13 protein-coding genes are annotated in these 15,634 nt (G+C 74.0%); 3 read left to right on the top strand and 10 right to left on the bottom strand.

What is annotated here, in order from left to right; translation table 11 throughout:
• Nucleotides 1-126 precede the first annotated feature (126 nt).
• A complete protein-coding gene (locus SYYSPA8_RS03585; RefSeq protein ID WP_323445412.1) occupies nt 127-1,650 on the bottom strand; it encodes a sodium:solute symporter family protein in 1,524 nt (507 codons plus the stop codon).
• A 255-nt stretch (nt 1,651-1,905) separates the two neighbouring features.
• Between SYYSPA8_RS03585 and SYYSPA8_RS03580 the strand changes: the two genes are divergently transcribed.
• From SYYSPA8_RS03580 to SYYSPA8_RS03570, 3 genes are all read left to right on the top strand, one after another.
• Nucleotides 1,906-2,109 carry a DUF3311 domain-containing protein gene (locus tag SYYSPA8_RS03580; protein WP_323445527.1) on the top strand — a complete coding sequence of 68 codons (204 nt, stop codon included), beginning with the start codon at nt 1,906-1,908 and terminating at the stop codon, nt 2,107-2,109.
• A 163-nt stretch (nt 2,110-2,272) separates the two neighbouring features.
• Nucleotides 2,273-4,396, top strand: coding sequence for a carbon starvation CstA family protein (locus tag SYYSPA8_RS03575; RefSeq protein WP_323445411.1), 2,124 nt, complete (start codon nt 2,273-2,275; stop codon nt 4,394-4,396).
• Entirely contained in the window at nt 4,393-4,605 is a 213-nt protein-coding gene (locus SYYSPA8_RS03570; RefSeq protein WP_323445410.1) for a YbdD/YjiX family protein, read from the top strand. The genes SYYSPA8_RS03575 and SYYSPA8_RS03570 overlap by 4 nt, the downstream gene beginning before the upstream one ends.
• A gap of 64 nt (nt 4,606-4,669) precedes the next feature.
• On the opposite strand, the gene SYYSPA8_RS03565 is transcribed toward SYYSPA8_RS03570, so the two are convergent.
• The 9 genes from SYYSPA8_RS03565 to SYYSPA8_RS03525 form a co-directional block, all read right to left on the bottom strand.
• Nucleotides 4,670-5,125 carry a lamin tail domain-containing protein gene (locus SYYSPA8_RS03565; RefSeq protein WP_323445409.1) on the bottom strand — a complete coding sequence of 152 codons (456 nt, stop codon included), beginning with the start codon at nt 5,123-5,125 and terminating at the stop codon, nt 4,670-4,672.
• A 318-nt stretch (nt 5,126-5,443) separates the two neighbouring features.
• Entirely contained in the window at nt 5,444-6,379 is a 936-nt protein-coding gene (tgmB, locus tag SYYSPA8_RS03560; protein WP_323445408.1) for an ATP-grasp ribosomal peptide maturase, read from the bottom strand.
• A gap of 13 nt (nt 6,380-6,392) precedes the next feature.
• Entirely contained in the window at nt 6,393-6,584 is a 192-nt protein-coding gene (gene tgmA / locus SYYSPA8_RS03555) for a putative ATP-grasp-modified RiPP (protein WP_323445407.1), read from the bottom strand.
• 886 nt (nt 6,585-7,470) lie between these two features.
• A complete protein-coding gene (locus SYYSPA8_RS03550; RefSeq protein ID WP_323445406.1) occupies nt 7,471-8,457 on the bottom strand; it encodes an aminoglycoside phosphotransferase family protein in 987 nt (328 codons plus the stop codon).
• Nucleotides 8,458-8,499: 42 nt separating this feature from the next.
• Nucleotides 8,500-9,216, bottom strand: a complete 717-nt coding sequence (locus tag SYYSPA8_RS03545; RefSeq protein ID WP_323445405.1) for a YoaK family protein — start codon at nt 9,214-9,216, stop codon at nt 8,500-8,502.
• Between the two features lie 62 nt (nt 9,217-9,278).
• Nucleotides 9,279-10,511 carry a type III PLP-dependent enzyme gene (locus SYYSPA8_RS03540; protein ID WP_323445404.1) on the bottom strand — a complete coding sequence of 411 codons (1,233 nt, stop codon included), beginning with the start codon at nt 10,509-10,511 and terminating at the stop codon, nt 9,279-9,281.
• Nucleotides 10,508-12,259, bottom strand: coding sequence for an IucA/IucC family protein (locus tag SYYSPA8_RS03535; protein ID WP_323445403.1), 1,752 nt, complete (start codon nt 12,257-12,259; stop codon nt 10,508-10,510). The genes SYYSPA8_RS03540 and SYYSPA8_RS03535 overlap by 4 nt, the downstream gene beginning before the upstream one ends.
• On the bottom strand, nt 12,256-13,962 hold the full coding sequence (locus SYYSPA8_RS03530) for an IucA/IucC family protein (protein WP_323445526.1): 1,707 nt from the start codon (nt 13,960-13,962) through the stop codon (nt 12,256-12,258). The genes SYYSPA8_RS03535 and SYYSPA8_RS03530 overlap by 4 nt, the downstream gene beginning before the upstream one ends.
• A 119-nt stretch (nt 13,963-14,081) precedes the next feature.
• Nucleotides 14,082-15,275 (bottom strand): ATP-grasp domain-containing protein, encoded by a 1,194-nt coding sequence (locus SYYSPA8_RS03525; RefSeq protein WP_323445402.1) that lies wholly within the window; start codon nt 15,273-15,275, stop codon nt 14,082-14,084.
• Nucleotides 15,276-15,634: the final 359 nt, after the last annotated feature.

The following is a 15,634-nucleotide window of genomic DNA, read 5'->3' as shown; positions in this document are numbered from 1 at the left end:
CGGTCCGCGGGGCGGTGGGCGGGACCGGCTGCGGTGTGACGGCCGGCACCGGCTGGGGCGTGGCGGGCGGGGCGGTCCGCGGGGCGGCGGGCGGGAGCAGCCGCGGTGTGGCGGGCGGGGTCCTTCTCACGGGGTGCGCACCTCCGTACCCGTACCGGGCGCCCGGTGGGGCAGCGCGCGCAGCAGCAGGGTGCCCAGGGCGGTGACGGCCAGGTTGAGCAGGAGGGCGGCGAGTCCGGCGTAGACGGCCACGGTGCCTTGGGGGCCGAGCGGGACGACGGGCGAGAAGCCCTCCCTGACGACGGCGGCGGTGCCGCAGACCATGCCCGCCGCCCAGCCCGCGAGCAGGGCCCGGGGGTGCGGCCGGCGGCTGTGGAGGCCGATGACGACGGCGGGAAAAATCTGGAGGATCCACACCCCGCCGAGGAGCTGGAGGTTGACGGCGGCCTGGTCCCGCAGACCGTAGACAAAGACGACCGCGCCCGCCTTGGTGGTGAGCGAGACCGCGCGGGCGACGCGGACCTGGCGCTTGGGGGTGGCGGTGGGGTGCACATGCCGGACGTAGACGTCACGGACGAACGAGGTCGCCGCCGCGACCGACATCACGGCGGCCGGGACGAGCGCGCCGACGGTGATGGCGCCGAGGACCAGCCCGGCGAGGGGGCCCGGCAGGAGCCGGTCCACCAGGAGGGGGACCGCGGTCTCGGCCACGCCGTCGGGGGCACGGATCCCGGCGGCGACGGCGGCGATCCCGAGGAGGCCGAAGAGGGCCAGTACGGCGGTCCAGGCGGGCAGTCCGATACAGGCCCGGCGCAGGCTGCCGGGGCCGCGGGCGGCGAAGGCGACGGTGAGGACGTGCGGGTACATCAGGAGGGCGAGCGCGGAGCCGAGGGCGAGCGAGGCGAAGGCGGGGTGCTGGCCCTCGGTGAGGGTGAGGGAGGCGGTGGAGGGGCCGTCGGCGGCCAGCCGGTGCGCGGCGGCGGTGAAGATCCCGCCGGGTCCGCCGAAGCGCCTGAGGACCAGCCAGACCACGGCGATGACGGCGCCGAGGACGGCGGCGGCCTTGAGGGCGGAGATGACGGCCGGGGCGCGCAGCCCGTGCCGGTAGGTGGCGACGGCGAGTCCGCCGAAGAGGACGATCATCACGAGGTCGGCGGTGGGCCCGGCCGGAGGGCCGAGGGGGCCGGCGGCGAGGACGGCCCGGATGCCGAGGAGTTGCAGCGCCAGGTACGGCATGGTGGCGAGGATGCCGGTGAGGGCGACGGCGAGGGCGAGGGCCGGTGAGCCGTGGCGGCCGCGGACGAGGTCGGCGGCGGTGAGATGGCCGTGGGCGCGGGCCTCCGACCAGAGCCGGGGCAGCAGCACGAAGGCGAGCGGGCAGACGACGACGGTGTAGGGGACGGCGAAGAAGGCGGGGGCGCCGCTGCCGTAGACGAGTCCGGGCACGGCGGTGAAGGTGTACGCGGTGAAGACGGTTCCGCCCAGCAGCAGCCAGGTCCAGCCGGCGCCCAGGGAGCGGTCGGCGAGGGCCCAGCCGTCGAGGGCGGGGAGCGCCCCGGTGGGGCGCAGGTGCCGGGCGCGCGCCGCCAGCACGGAGGCGGTGGCGACGACGGCGGCAAAGGCCGCGGCCGCCACGGCTCCTTCGGTCATCGTCCACCGTCCGTGCTGAGTTCCGGGGCGCACGGTGCGCCCGGACCGGTCGCCGGTCGTACCGCGCCGGGGGAGCCGGTCGTTTCCGGGGACAGGCGCTCATGGAAATCCGCCGGACTTCCGCTGTCAACCGAACCGGGGTGATCGGCAACTCTTCCACGGACCGGCGCGGAAGGGCGCCGGCGACGCGACGACCGGGGAGGCTCCGTGACCGTGGACGACGAGCTGCCGCCGGAGCCCTCCGGGGACCGGACGGTGGCGGCCGTGCGCCGGTTCGCGGCGGCCTGCTGTCTGCTGGCGCCGGTGGTCGCGCTGCTCTGGGTGCCCTGGTACGCGCGGGAGGGGCCCGCCCTGGCGGGTGTGCCGTTCTTCTACTGGTACCAGCTGGCCTGGGTGCCGGGGTGTGCTCTCGGGCTGCTCGCGGCGTATCTGCTGACCCGGCGCCGCCCCGATCCCTGACCGCGCGCCCGCGTACCCCGCGCGGGCGGCCCGTACCGGCGGATCGTGGGGCTCCCACCCACGGGCCGTCCCGTGTCCCCTCCCTGTGGTCCCCGTTCACCGGTCCCGTTCACCGGTCCCGGCCGTCCGGCCGGTCCGTCCCCGATGTCCTTGAGGAGTATGTGTGTCCGGTTCATCCGCACCCCCGACCCGTTTCTCTCCGAAGACCGTTCTGATCTGGGCCTCGGTCTCGGTCGTCGGCGCGCTCTGCTGGGGGGTGCTGGCGCTCGCGCGGGGTGAGGAGATCTCCGCCGTCTGGCTGGTCGGCGCCGCTCTCGGCACGTACGCCATCGCCTACCGCTTCTACTCGCGCTTCATCGTGACCCGGGTGCTCCGGCCCGACGACACCCGGGCGACCCCGGCGGAGCGGCTGGACGACGGGGTGGACTACCAGCCCACCGACCGCCGGGTGCTGCTGGGGCATCACTTCGCCGCCATCGCGGGCGCGGGCCCGCTGGTGGGTCCGGTGCTCGCGGTGCAGATGGGGTATCTCCCGGGCACCATCTGGATCGTCTTCGGCGTGATCTTCGCGGGCGCGGTCCAGGACATGGTGGTCCTCTTCCTCTCCATGCGCCGGGACGGCAAGAGCCTCGGGCAGATGGCCCGGGAGGAGATCGGCAAGGTGGGCGGGGCGGCGGCCCTGATCGCCGTCTTCATCATCATGATCATCCTGCTCGCGGTGCTGGCGCTGGTCGTGGTCAACGCCCTGGCCCATTCGCCCTGGGGCACCTTCTCGGTGGCCATGACCATCCCGATCGCGCTGTTCATGGGCATCTACATGCAGGTGCTGCGGCCGGGGCGGGTCCTGGAGACCAGCCTGATCGGCGTGGTCCTGCTGCTGCTCGCGATCGTGGGCGGCGGCTGGATCGAGAACTCGTCGCTGGCGGACACCTTCACGCTCTCCCCCACCACCCTGGTGTTCTGTCTGGTGGGGTACGGATTCGTCGCCTCCGTGCTGCCGGTGTGGCTGCTGCTGGCGCCGCGCGACTATCTGTCGACCTTCATGAAGGTCGGCACCATCGTGCTGCTCGCCCTGGGGGTGCTGATCGCCGCGCCCACGCTCCAGGCCGACGCGGTCACGGACTTCGCCTCCTCGGGGGCGGGCCCGGTCTTCGCGGGGTCGCTCTTCCCCTTCCTCTTCATCACGATCGCCTGCGGCGCGCTCTCCGGCTTCCACTCCCTCGTCGCGTCCGGCACCACGCCGAAGCTGATCGAGAAGGAGTCGCAGGTCCGGATGATCGGCTACGGGGCCATGCTCATGGAGTCGTTCGTCGCGGTGATGGCGCTGATCGCGGCCTCCGTGCTGGACCCGGGGCTGTACTACGCGATGAACGCGCCCGCCGGACTCCTCGGCGACTCCGTGGAGTCCGCGTCGCAGGCCGTGGCGAACCTGGGCTTCACCATCTCGCCCCAGGAGCTGGCGGCGGCGGCCAAGGCGGTGGAGGAGTCCACCCTCGTGGCCAGGACCGGCGGTGCGCCGACGCTGGCGGTCGGCATGTCGCAGATCTTCTCCGATGTCATCGGCGGCGCGGGCATGAAGGCGTTCTGGTACCACTTCGCCATCATGTTCGAGGCGCTGTTCATCCTGACCACGGTGGACGCGGGGACCCGGGTGGGCCGATTCATGCTCCAGGACATGCTCGGGAACGTGTGGAAGCCGCTCGGCCGGGTGCACTGGAAGCCGGGCATCTGGCTGGCGAGCGCGGTGGTCGTGGCCGGCTGGGGCTACTTCCTGTACGCCGGGGCCACCGATCCGCTGGGCGGTATCAACCAGCTCTTCCCGCTCTTCGGCATCGCCAACCAGCTGCTCGCGGCGATCGCGCTGACCGTGGCGACCACCCTGCTGATCAAGACGGGGCGGCTGCGGTGGGCGTGGGTGACGGGGGTGCCGCTCGCCTTCACGGTGGCCGTGACGTTCACCGCGAGCTGGCAGAAGGTCTTCTCGCCCGACCCCCGGGTGGGCTTCTTCGCCCAGCGGGACCGCTTCGCGGACGCCATCGACGCCGGGAAGGTGCTGGCCCCCGCGAAGAACATGGACGACATGCACACCATCGTCACCAACTCCACCGTGGACGGGGTGCTGATCGTGGTGTTCGTGGTGCTGGTGACCGCCGTCATCGTCAACGCGGCGCTGGTCTGCGTCCGGACCCTGCGGGCCCCGCAGCTGCCGCCCACCACCGAGGCGCCGTACGTGGCCTCGGCGATCGGCACCGCGAAGGCCGAGCCCCCGGTGGAGGTGGGCCGGTGAGCGCCCTCGTCCCCGTACTGACCGCGCTGCGCCGGGGCGTACGGGCCACCCACTGGTATCTGCGCGAGCTGACCGGCGAGTCGGCGTACGAGCGCCACTGCGAGCGGCACCGGCGTACGCATCCGGGGACCGAGCCGCCGAACCGCCGGGAGTTCCAGCGGCTGCGGACCCGCCGGCAGGAGGGGTCGGCCGCCTCCCGCTGCTGCTGAGGCGGATGCCCGCGGGGCGGGGCCGCCGTCGTGCGACGGCGGCCCCGCCCCGGCCGGCAGGAGGTCAGCAGAGCTTGGAGTCGACCCGGGTGGAGTTGTACGAGCAGGTGTCGGCCGTGGAGCCCGAGGCCCGCTTCAGGGTGGCCGTGTCCCTGTCGTTGTTCCACACGTAGGCCCGGCGGCCCTGGTAGCGGTTGGACGCGGTGTTGTCGCCCTTGCCGGTGCGTATCGTGACGGTCTTGCCCTTGCCGAGGGTGTACGCGCCGAAGGTGTACTTGTGGTTCGACTTGTCGGTGAGGGTCCAGCCCTTGAGGTTCACCGCCGCGCGGGTGGTGTTGCGGATCTGGACGTACTCGCCGTTCAGGCTCTTGTTGCTCCGGTTGTCCGTGCCGGGGCTGTCGTAGTGGATCTTGTACAGGTGGACGGACCCCTTGGCGGCCTGCGCGGGCGAGGGCAGCAGGACGAGGCCGCCGACACAGGCCGCGACAGCCGCGGCGGTGACGGAGCGGAGGTGACGCATGAGCATCCTTTGCTTCCAGGGCCGGGCACCCCCCAATCAGGGCCCGGCGCGGACGCTCACCCTAATGCCCGTTGCACACAAGGATGGAGGAACCCCGAAGAATGTAAGGGATTCGCGGATCCGACCGGGTTCCCCGGGCCGGGAGAGCTGCCCAGCTTTGTCCGAAAACAGCCGCCGGAAGGGGCCATGGCCCCACCCCGGTGGTCACCCGGGGCCGCTGCACGGGCCGCCTTGGGGCCGCTTTTGGACCTCTCCCCCGGGATGCCGGGGAGACGAGGGAGGCCTGGGAGCCCCCTGGGGGATGGGCCCGGGGCCGCCTCAGAGCGGTTCGCCCGGAGCGCCGAGCCAGCCGGCGACCGCGTCCGCGATCGGCTGACCCGTGTCCAGCTCGACAAATCCGAACTGGCCACCCTGGTTGCACTCCAGGAACCACCAGGTGCCCTCCGCGTCCTCGGCGAAGTCGAAGGCCCCGTACGCCAGCCCGGCCAGCCGGAGGTACCGGGCGACCGCCCGCGCGACCGTCGGCGGCGCCTCGACCGGCTGCCAGGAGTGACCGGTGTCCCCGAACCGCCCGTCGACCTGGCCCGGTTCGGCGGCCTTGCGGGCGGCGAAGATCTCGTCGCCGACGGCGGTGAGCCGGATGTCGGCCCGCTTGGCGATGTACCGCTGGAGCAGGGTGGGCCCGGCCGCGACCTCCGCGAAGTCGGTGCCGGGCGGGACGAGGGTGGTGGGCAGCGCCATCGGCGGGTCGCCCGGCGGCTTGCCCGAGATCACCTTCACCACCACATGCCGGTACTGATCGGCGAACTGCCGGGCCACCCGCGGATAGGTCGTGATGACCGTCGCGGGAACGGGGAACCCACTGCGGTGCGCGACGCGCAGCTGCCAGGGTTTGAGCCGGGCCCTGGCGGCGGCGGCACGCTCGTTCATCCAGCGGGCCGTCGTGCAGTCCAGCATCCCGTACAGCGCCTGGCCGCTCTCGGCGGACAGCCACGCGGACGGCTCGGCGGCGTGCGCCGCCGGTTCGCCCGGCCTGCGCACCCAGATGGAGCGCAGGCCGTCCATGCTCACCACGCGCCCGCCGGTCGAGAGATACCCGCGGAACTCTCCGCGGACATATTCCGCGGAGAGCGCCCCCTCGCCCGGGAGGTCGCCCGGGTCGAACCTGACGAGCGGGACGCCCCTCTTGTGGAGCTGCGCCACCACCATGTCGGCGGTGACGTCCTCCTCGCAGGTCAGGATCAGTACCGTCATCGTGGGTGAAGGATCAGTCGTCGAAGTGGGTGGCGGAGCCCGCCGTGGACGTGGTGGTGCCGACCGCGGCCAGCAACGCCCGGTCCTGGATGGCCGGCCGGCCGTCCGCCAGAACGTTCAACTGGAGGGTGGCGTCGTACGAGTACTGGTCGACCACAGGCGCCAGTTCGGCCGGACGTGCGTAGTTCCACGCGAACGGTTTCATGCTTTCTCCCTGCCCACACGGGACTGTCCGGGGCCACGGTGTGGCCACTGAGGCAATACGTCGAGTTGATGTAGTCGATTCATCACGTACCGTCATATTGCAGAAACTACTTGCCGGTCCGGAGTCCTCCGATCCGGGCGGTCGTGCATTCACTCCGTGAACGCACCGACACGCACAGGCGGTTGACGCTTTCCCAACACTTATCAAGACGCTCGGAGCGTCAATTTCGTGCACCCGTCAGGGGAGTGATGTCGGTCACCATCAGCCCCAGGAGTCCCACTGGTCACATTGGTTACCAATGTTCGCTCATACTGCCCCTCGCGTGATGAACACAGCGTGATACCGCGTTCCCTTTTCGGTGATCACCGCCGACGCCCGGTGCACGGACGCGCAAACCCCGTTGGCAGCCGCCCCCGGAACGATCCGGCAGGGTCGGCGCACTCATCCGCAATCGTACGAGGAAAGCGCCGGATTACCCATGCCGGGCCCCCTATCCCCGGCATCGAGTGCACCCGTTTCCGGACACCGGGTGCCCGGACGGGCCCGGAAGCCCGTCACCCGTAAGCGGGGGGCCGCACGGCATTCCCGTGTTGACGGTGCCTGACGTGACCACCGTCACCCGAGGTGTCATCCCCGTCCGCCGGGGCAACGGTTTACCGATCACCGAAACGGGGCGCGCACGGACCGTACGGCAATCGTCACCCGAAAGAGCGGACCCGCATTCGCCATTGCGCCCGCGCGAAGGCGCCGGAGCCGCGGGGGAATCCGGATCCGGTGAATTCGTCCAATACGTGACCAGTTTCACTGTCGTGGGATACAACCACCGGGCGGGGCGCCCCCGTTCGGCCTTTCCTACGACGACCCGAGCCCTGCCGGGGCCGGTCGCTCAGCCGGTGGCCAGCCGCCCGGCGGCGCGGGCGAAGCCCTCCCGGGCGAGGTCCGCGTCGGCGCCCGGAGCGTGGGGCGAGCGGAAGAAGGCGACGCAGGAGGCGATGTCCTCCAGGTCCCAGCGCAGCTCGTACAGGGCGAGCGCCCCGGCGTCGGGGGCCCGGCCGGTCAGCTCCGTCCAGCGGTCCAGCTCCCCGGGTTCCAGGGCGACCTGCCACAGGTCCCGCTCGGGCGGGGCGACGGCGGTGGTGTCCCAGTCCAGCAGCAGCGGACGCGTCCCCTGCCACAGCACATTGCCGGGGTGCGGCTCGCCGTGGGTGAGCACCGGTGCCACGCCCCGCCGGCGCATGTCCCGCGCACGCAGGTCGTACTCGGCGAGCCGCCGGGCGACGGGCGTGCCGGCGAGGAGTTCGCGCGCGGGCTCGGCGAGGGGGCCGCCGGTCCACGGGACCCCCAGGTCCCCGAGGGACCGCTCCAGACCGGCGCGGCCCGCCGGGTCCGACGGCAGGACGGGGGCCCGCCCGGGCACCGGCGCCCGGTGCAGGGCGGCGAGGATCTCCACGGTCCGCATCCGCCGCGCGGGGTCCGTCTCCCGCCCGAACTCCCCTGTGGCGCCGGGCAGATGGGGGAAGAGGGCGACGGCGTACCGCTCGCCCAGCGGGAGCAGGGTCCGGCCGTCCCGGGTGGGCAGCGGCGCGACCACGAAGCCGAGGCCGGCGCGCTCCCGCAGGGCCCGCGCGGTGTCCATGGCCCGGCTCAGGCCGTCCCGGGCGCTCGCGGTGCCGGGGCCGCAGTGCGGCTTGTCCGACAGATCGGAGACGGTGACGAACCAGCGCTCCCCGTCGGGGGCGGTCGCGGTCCAGTGGTGGTCGCCGAAGCCGACGGGGGCGTACTCGACCCGGGCGGCGTCGACGTCCCAGGCGCGCAGGGCCCGCAGGACCGTCGTGTCACCGGGGGCGCCGTCGCCCCGGGGGCGTTCTCTCATGGAACGGAACGCTAACGAGGTCCGGGCGGGGGCCGCATCCGGTTATCCGCCCGGGGAAGGGGTGCCCGGGCGGGTGCGGCGACGGGCCAGGGCGTGTCCGGCGGCGGTCGCGAGGACGGCGGCGGCGACGGTGAGCAGGACCGCGTACGCGGGCAGGGACGCGTGCAGCAGGGCGGCACCCAGCAGGGCGCCCGCGAACATCGCGCCGACGGCGTAGCACCGGTGACGGGTGCGCTCCGGTTCCGGGGGACGCAGGTCACCGGAGGCGGGACCGGCGAGCAGCCCGGTGAGGGAGCGGGTGGCGACGGTGGTGGAGAGGTCGGGGACCCGGACGCGGAAGGTGGTGACGTTGCGCAGGCCCATCGCGAGGCCGACGGCCGCGGTGACGGCGAGGTGTGCGGCGGTCGGGTGCCCGGCGGAGGGTTCCAGGTGTCCGAGGGCGAGCCCGGCGCAGCCGAGGACGAGGCCTTCGGCGAGCAGGGCACGGGTGAACCAGGGGCGGCCCGCGCGGTCGGCGCGGGCCGTTGCCCGGGCGCCGAGGAGTGCGCCGGCGGTGAAGCCGCCGAGCGAGGCGGCGGAGGCTGCGGGTGAGAGTCCGCCCCCGCCCGCCACGGCGAAGCCGAGGAGCAGCAGATTGCCGGTCTGCACGGCGGTGAAGACAGGGCCGAGGGCGAGGAAGCTGACGGCTTCGACCATGCCGGTGGTGAGGGTGAGGGTGACCAGGGCGGCGGTCAGGGCGGGCCCCGGGGTGGGCTTCATCGCGTGGCTCCTTGTCCGGCCCCGGGGGCCGCGCCCCCCACGATAGGGGCGCGGCCCGCCGGTCAGCCGTCGTGCGGCTCCCGTGTCGCGGGTGGGCCGGGCAGGAAGTGGAAGCCGGGCCGGGGGTGCATCAGGAAGTCGTGGTGCGAGATGTTCCAGGCGTAGGCGCCGGCCAGGGCGAACAGGACCCGGTCGCCGGCCCGCAGCGGGGCGGGGAGGGCGACGGCGCGGGCGAGGACGTCCTTGGGGGTGCACAGCTGTCCCACGAGGGTGACGGGGCCGGCGCCTGTGGTCGCCGGCCGGGGCCAGGGGTGCGGCCAGGCGTCGACGGGGAGGACGGCGCAGGGCTGGTCGTGGCCCTTGGTGGCGGGGGTGCGCAGATGGTGGGTGCCGCCCCGCAGGACCGCGAAGTCCTCGCCGTGGCTGTGTTTCGTGTCGAGGACGTCGGTGGCGTACCAGCCGCAGTACGCGGTCAGGGCGCGGCCGGGTTCGATCCGCAGCACGGTTTCGGGGTGGCGGTCGGCGAGGGCGGCCAGGCCCTCGCCGTACGCGGTCCAGTCGAACCGCTGCCCGGGGCGGGTGTAGTCGACGGCCATGCCGCCGCCGGTGTTGACCTCGCGCAGGGGCAGGCCGTGGCGGGCGAAGAGTCCGGCCGACCAGGCGGTGACCGACGCGGCGACGGCGAGCAGGCCGGGTGCGTCGAGTCCGCTGGCGAGATGGGCGTGGACGCCGAGCGGTTCCAGGTGGGGGTGGGTGCCGTCGGTGAGGGAGCGCAGGACGGTGTCGGCGTCGGCGGGGTCGATGCCGAAGGGGGCGGGGCGGCCGCCCATGGCGAGGGCGCTGCCGTCGAGGTGTCCGCCGGGGACGGCGAGGTTGAAGCGGAGCAGGATCCGGGCGCGGACGCCGACGCGGGCGGCGAGGTCCGCGAGGACGGCGAGTTCGTGGGCGCTCTCGACGTGGAAGCGGTCGACGCCGAGGGCGAGGGCGCCGGCGAGTTCGCCGGGTGTCTTGCCGGGGCCGCCGAAGGCGAGGGGCCGGCCCGGCACGGCCCGGGCCACATGGGCGAGTTCGCCGCCGGAGGCGACTTCGTAGCCGTCGACGCAGGGGGAGAGCGCGGCCAGGATCTCCGGTTCGGGGTTGGCCTTGGCGGCGTAGTACAGCTCGACCCGGCGGGGCAGGGCCGCGCGGACGGCGGCGGCGTGGTCGCGCAGGGCCGCGAGGTCGTAGAGGTAGGCGGGCAGCCCTTCCGGCCCGAGGGAGCGGGCGTGCTCCCGGACGGCGGGGGTGGTCGTCATCGGGGGCTCCGGTGGGTCTGGGCGCAAAGGGCCTGGCCGAGGACGTCCTCGGCGAGCGGGGAGGGCAGCCGGACGTATCCGGCGTTGCGGTCGGCGGCGCGTTCCCAGCGGGCGAGGAGGTTGGCCTTGGCGGGCAGGGGCACTCCCGCGAGCAGGGCGCGCAGCCGGGGCGGGCCGCCGGCGCCGTCGGCGTAGTCGGCGATGGCGCCGCGTACCGCGGACCAGAGGGCGGGTTCGGCCGGGGGGTGGAGGTCGGCGAGGGCGGCGAGCAGTTCGGCGACGTGGTTGACGAGGAGGCAGTAGACGACCCGGTCCCAGCCGCGGCGGGCGTCGTAGGTCATGGGTCCCGCCACGTCGGGCGGGAGGGAGGCGAGGGTCTGCTCGTGGTGGTCGGGCAGGAGTTTGGTGCCTTCCAGGTCGCGCAGGAGGAGCTGGACGGGCATGCCGTCGGGGCCGACGCAGACGATCACGTTCTGGAGGTGGGGTTCGAGGACGAGCCCGTGGTCGAAGTAGGCGGCGAGGACCGGGGGGACGAGGAGCCGCAGGTAGGCGCGCCACCAGCGCAGCACCTGGCCGGGGTCGCGGCCGGCGAGGCGGGAGACGTGGCCGGGTCCTGTGGGGTACTCGTCGGCGACGGCGGCCGCCAGGAGGGGGGTGACGCCGGGGCGGAGCCGGGGGCCGAGCCCTTCGCGCACGATCACTCCGAAGCCTTCGAGGAGGGAGCGGTCGGGGTGGCCGTCGGGGCCGGGGAGGGCGAGGCTGCGGTAGGCGGGTTCGCGCAGGACGCCGGTGTCCGGGAAGCGGGCGGCGAGGTCGGCGAGGACGGGGGTGAGGGCCCGGGTGAGGGCGACGGCGCCGCTCAGTTCGTAGTGGGCGTTCTTCCGCAGGCAGTTGGTGATGCGGACGTTGAGGCTGAATTTGAGGAAGGTGTCGCCGTCGTAGAGGGTGCGGACGGAGGCGGTGGGGGTGAAGACGCGGTCCCCGGGGCCGAGGTCGAGGACGTCGCCCCGGGCGAGGGCGGCCCGCAGGGCGGGCGCGGCGCGCAGCTGCTCGTACTGCCAGGGGTGGGCGGGCAGCAGGCGGTAGCCGTCGGGGACGGGCCGCAGCCGGTCGAGGGGGTCGTCGGCGCCGGGCACGGCGCACTCCCCCGCGGTCAGGTGTTCCCGTACGGCGAGGTGGCGCAGGGGGAAGGCGGCGCGGGCCTCGGGGGCGTAGGCGGACCAGGTGTCGGGGTCGGAGCCGTGGGCCTTGGGGGTGGGGTGGAAGCGGTGGCCGAGGACGAGGGACTGCTCGGAGGCGAGGTAGGCGCCGAGGGGGTCGGCGGGGGCGGGTGCGGGGCGGGCGTGGGCGGCGAGGGCGGCCGTGACGCCCCGGTGGCTGGCGGCGACCTGGGGCAGGAACTCGTCGTTGCGGGCGCCGGTGCGCAGGGAGAGTTCGGCGTGGGTGTGGGCGGCGAGCCGGCGCCAGTCGACCTCGGCCCAGTCGCCGGCGCGCTGTTCGGTGACGGGTCCGGTGAAGCGGTGGGAGCCCAGGAGGGAGGTGCGGCGGAGCCCGACCCGGAGCAGGACGCCGCGGCGGGGCAGCCGCAGCAGGAGATGGCCGTCGCTGACGGCGGTCTGGTGCTCGGGGGCGGAGACCTCGCGCAGCAGGCAGTTGAGGAGGGTGTGGGCGACGGCCTCGTCGGCGGTGGGCAGCCGGGTGGGCGGTCCCGCGGGGGCCGCGGGGCGGTCGGGGGTGGTGCTGGTCATCGGCTCTGCCTTCCCCAGGTCAGATAGTTGGGGCCGGTGGTGTAGTGCTTGTTGACGTCCCTTGCCCCTGATCTCTCCTTGGCGAGCAGGGTGCCCGCGGTGACCATGGCCTTGACGGGCAGGTGCGGTGCGTTCAGGACATGGGTGCGCAGCAGGTCCGCCCGCGCGGGTTCCAGGCGTTCGACGGCTTCGGTGAGGCGGTCGCGTACCAGGGCGAGCAGCCGTTCCAGGGGCGCGTGTCCGTGGCGGGCGAGGCCGAAGGCGAAGGCGCCCGCGCAGAGGTGGACGGTGATGGTGGTGAACAGGTCGAGTATCGGGCCGTCGCCGTCGACGGGGACGCGGGGGTCGGCGAAGACGGCCGGATCGGGGCCGATGGTCTCGGCCAGCCGGGCGGTGTGGACGCGGGGGCCGTCGTTGTCCTTGAGCAGCAGCCGCAGCCGGGTGGTGGTGCCGGGGGTGTCCAGCAGCAGGGAGATGTTCTGCTGGTGGGACTCCAGGGCGATGCCGTGGCCGAAGAGGGTGGTCTGCCAGTCGAAGAGGAGGGTGAGGACGGCGTCGAGGAGGGCGAGGGTGTCGCCGCCGTAGTAGTGGTCGGCGAGGTGGTCGGCGAGGAGCCGGCCGCCGGGTCCGGGGGCGAGGAGGGCCGCGAGGGGGACGACGGCGGTGTGGTCGAGTCCGGGGGGCAGCCGACGGACGAGGACGGCGAGGAGTTCGTGTCCGGCGTGGGCCCAGACGGTCTCGTCGGCGTGCAGGACGGTGTCGCGGAAGCGGGGTTCGTGGGCGAGGACGCGTTCCACGAGGCGCTGTCCCGCCGTGCCGTCGACGAGGGTGCCGGGTTTGATGGTGCGCCGGTTGAGGCGGCCCAGGGTCGAGGTGGCGAGGGGCAGTTTGAGGTGGGTCGCGGGGTCGGCGGCGAGGGCGAGGGTCCGCATCGACAGGGTGGGGACGGCGTCGGCGTAGGGCTCGTCGGCGAGGTGGGCGACGTGGTCGAGTCCGGTGGCGGCGAGGGCGCGGCGCAGGGGTTCGCCGGCGGTGAGGGGGTGGACCGGGAGTACGAAGCGGTCGCCGTCGGTCCAGGGCAGGCGCTCTCCGTCGCTCCGGGCGGTCGGGGGCGGGGTGCCGTGGACGGTGACGGCGTCCCGGGGCAGCAGCAGCCGGCGCAGGGTGACGCGGGGGTGGAACTCGGGGGCGCAGGACCGCAGCTCGTCGTCGCCGAGGTCCGAGCGGCCGCGTCCGGTGGGGTACACGGGGTGGTCGGTGCGGGCGGCGAGGGTGTCGAAGGCGAGCGCGGCGGCCGGGCCGGTCCAGTCGGCGGGGCGGGGGCCGTAGCGGGCGGTGAGGCGGGCGGTGACCTGCTTCTGCGTCGCCGTGTGCAGACGCCGGGCGGCGAGGGCGCGGCGGTGTTCCTCGGCGAGGGCGGTGAAGCCGTCGCGGTCGCGGGGGTCCGCGGCGTCGGCGAGTGCGGCGAGGACGGTGTCGGCGGTGGTGAGGTCGTGGCCGTCACCGGCGCGGCGCAGCAGGGGCAGCCGGGTCTCGGTGTCGCTCTGGAAGCCGGGGGTGGCGGTGCGTACGGGCAGCAGCCACGCGTCGGCGCCGGCGGGGAGCCGCAGCCAGTCGCCGTCGGGGCGGGTCTCGCGGGTGGCGCGGGTGCGCAGTCCGGCGGCGTCCTCGCGCAGGAGGGCGTCGAGGACGGCGAGGAGCAGGGCGTCGGCGGCGGTGGTGTCGGGGGACGGGGCCTTCCCGGGGGCCTTTCGGGCGGAGTCGGGGGCCGGGCGGGGCGGGGCGGGGTCAAGGGTCCGGTGGGCGGGGTCGGGGTCGTGGATCACGGAGTGATCTCCCAGCTCAGCCGGGCGGTGAAGGCGTCCACGACCCGGTCGACGGCCTCCTGGCCGGGGCCGATGGCGCGGACGATGCCGAGGAAGTCCCGGTTGGTGCGGTACAGCTCGTGCCGCTCGCCGACCCCGCGGGCCGGACGGTAGGTCAGGCGGACACCGTCGACGGTGAGATCCGCGGGGCCGGGGGCGGCGGTGAGGGTGCCCGCGCGGTCGGCGAGCGGATAGGCGAGCCGGGCGGCGCGGCCGGTGCGCAGCGGCAGGTCGGCGGGGAGCGGTTCGCCGAGGTGTATCCGCAGGACGTGTTCGAAGTAGGGGATGCCGAGGAGTTCGGCGAGCAGCAGATCGCACTGGTCCCCGATGGCCCGGTAGTTGACCTCGATGATCCGGGCGCGGCCCGCGTGGACGACGAACTCGGTGTGGCAGGCGCCGAAGCCCGCGCCGAGGGTGCCGAGGGCGTCGAGGACCTGGGCCACGACGGGCCCGGGGTGGGCGGGGACGAAGGCCATCCGCTCCTCGATGAAGTGCGGGAGGGGGGAGAGTTCGGTGCGGAAGCCGCCGAGGACGTGCAGCCGCCGGCCGTCCCCCAGGGTCTCCAGCGAGCACAGCTCGCCGGGCAGGTACTCCTCGGCGACCAGGGCGGCCCCGGGGCGGCGGGCGCGGATGGCCGCCGCGTGGTGGAGGTAGTCGCCGGGGTCCGCCACCCAGATGACGTCCTCGCTGGCGACGCCCTCGCGCGGCTTGAGCACCCAGGGGAAGGGCAGGTCCGACGCGAGGAGGTCGGCGGGGTCCTGATGGGCCGCCAGTTCGAGGGAGCGCACGGCGTCGGCGGTGAGCAGCCGGCGGGTCTGCGCCTTGTCCTTGGCGGCCAGCGCGGCCCGCCAGGGCTTGCCGGGCAGGCCGAACCACTCGGCGGCCAGCGCGGTCTGCGTCTGGAGGTGGTCGCTGTTGCTGAAGACGGCGTCGGGGCGGCGGTGGGCCGAGATCCGGCTGATGACGGCGTGGAAGTCGCGTACGTCGCAGTCGAGGACCTCGACGCCGGGATGGCTCTCGCGGTAGCGGTCCCGGTGCGCCCCGGGCTGATCGGTCAACAGGGTGACGTCGAGTCCGAGACGGCCGGCGGCCGGGAGGAAGCCCTCGGTGACCGCGTCGGTGGGGTTGTGGGCGAGCACATACATCTGCATGGGTGAAATACTTCCGCGCGCACATTCGCCGGGCAGGGGGACAGGCAGGAAAGGTACAGGGCCGGACAGGACGGCTCCGACCGCGGCCCGGGGCGAACTCCCTGGTCGCGGCCTGCCGGTCACTCCGGATCACCAAACCGGAGCTTAGGTTAGGCATCCCTAAGAAGGCCAATTCGCCGCACGCGGGGTTCAGTTAACGATCTGGTCCGACCATATGGTTAAGGTGAGGCTTACCTTCTCGGCGCTACCGTCCTCGTGACGTTCCGTCGGCCGCGGCCCCGCCGTGACCTCCTGCCCGTTCCCGTGCTCCCGGCCCTCCCCCACCGCCGGGGCATCCGCACGCCCCACCCTGAGGAGTC

This window comes from Streptomyces yaizuensis, from assembly GCF_034961445.1.
Lineage (GTDB): Bacteria > Actinomycetota > Actinomycetes > Streptomycetales > Streptomycetaceae > Streptomyces > Streptomyces yaizuensis.
This window is presented reverse-complemented; position numbering and strand designations above follow the sequence as displayed.

Bases quoted from the DNA above. Each gene is read 5' to 3' on its own strand.
- SYYSPA8_RS03585 (WP_323445412.1), bottom strand. From the start codon at position 1,650: ATGACCGAAGGAGCCGTGGCGGCCGCGGCCTTTGCCGCCGTCGTCGCC.
- SYYSPA8_RS03565 (WP_323445409.1), bottom strand. From the start codon at position 5,125: ATGCGTCACCTCCGCTCCGTCACCGCCGCGGCTGTCGCGGCCTGTGTC.
- tgmB (WP_323445408.1), bottom strand. From the start codon at position 6,379: ATGACGGTACTGATCCTGACCTGCGAGGAGGACGTCACCGCCGACATG.
- tgmA (WP_323445407.1), bottom strand. From the start codon at position 6,584: ATGAAACCGTTCGCGTGGAACTACGCACGTCCGGCCGAACTGGCGCCT.
- SYYSPA8_RS03550 (WP_323445406.1), bottom strand. From the start codon at position 8,457: ATGAGAGAACGCCCCCGGGGCGACGGCGCCCCCGGTGACACGACGGTC.
- SYYSPA8_RS03545 (WP_323445405.1), bottom strand. From the start codon at position 9,216: ATGAAGCCCACCCCGGGGCCCGCCCTGACCGCCGCCCTGGTCACCCTC.
- SYYSPA8_RS03540 (WP_323445404.1), bottom strand. From the start codon at position 10,511: ATGACGACCACCCCCGCCGTCCGGGAGCACGCCCGCTCCCTCGGGCCG.
- SYYSPA8_RS03535 (WP_323445403.1), bottom strand. From the start codon at position 12,259: ATGACCAGCACCACCCCCGACCGCCCCGCGGCCCCCGCGGGACCGCCC.
- SYYSPA8_RS03525 (WP_323445402.1), bottom strand. From the start codon at position 15,275: ATGCAGATGTATGTGCTCGCCCACAACCCCACCGACGCGGTCACCGAG.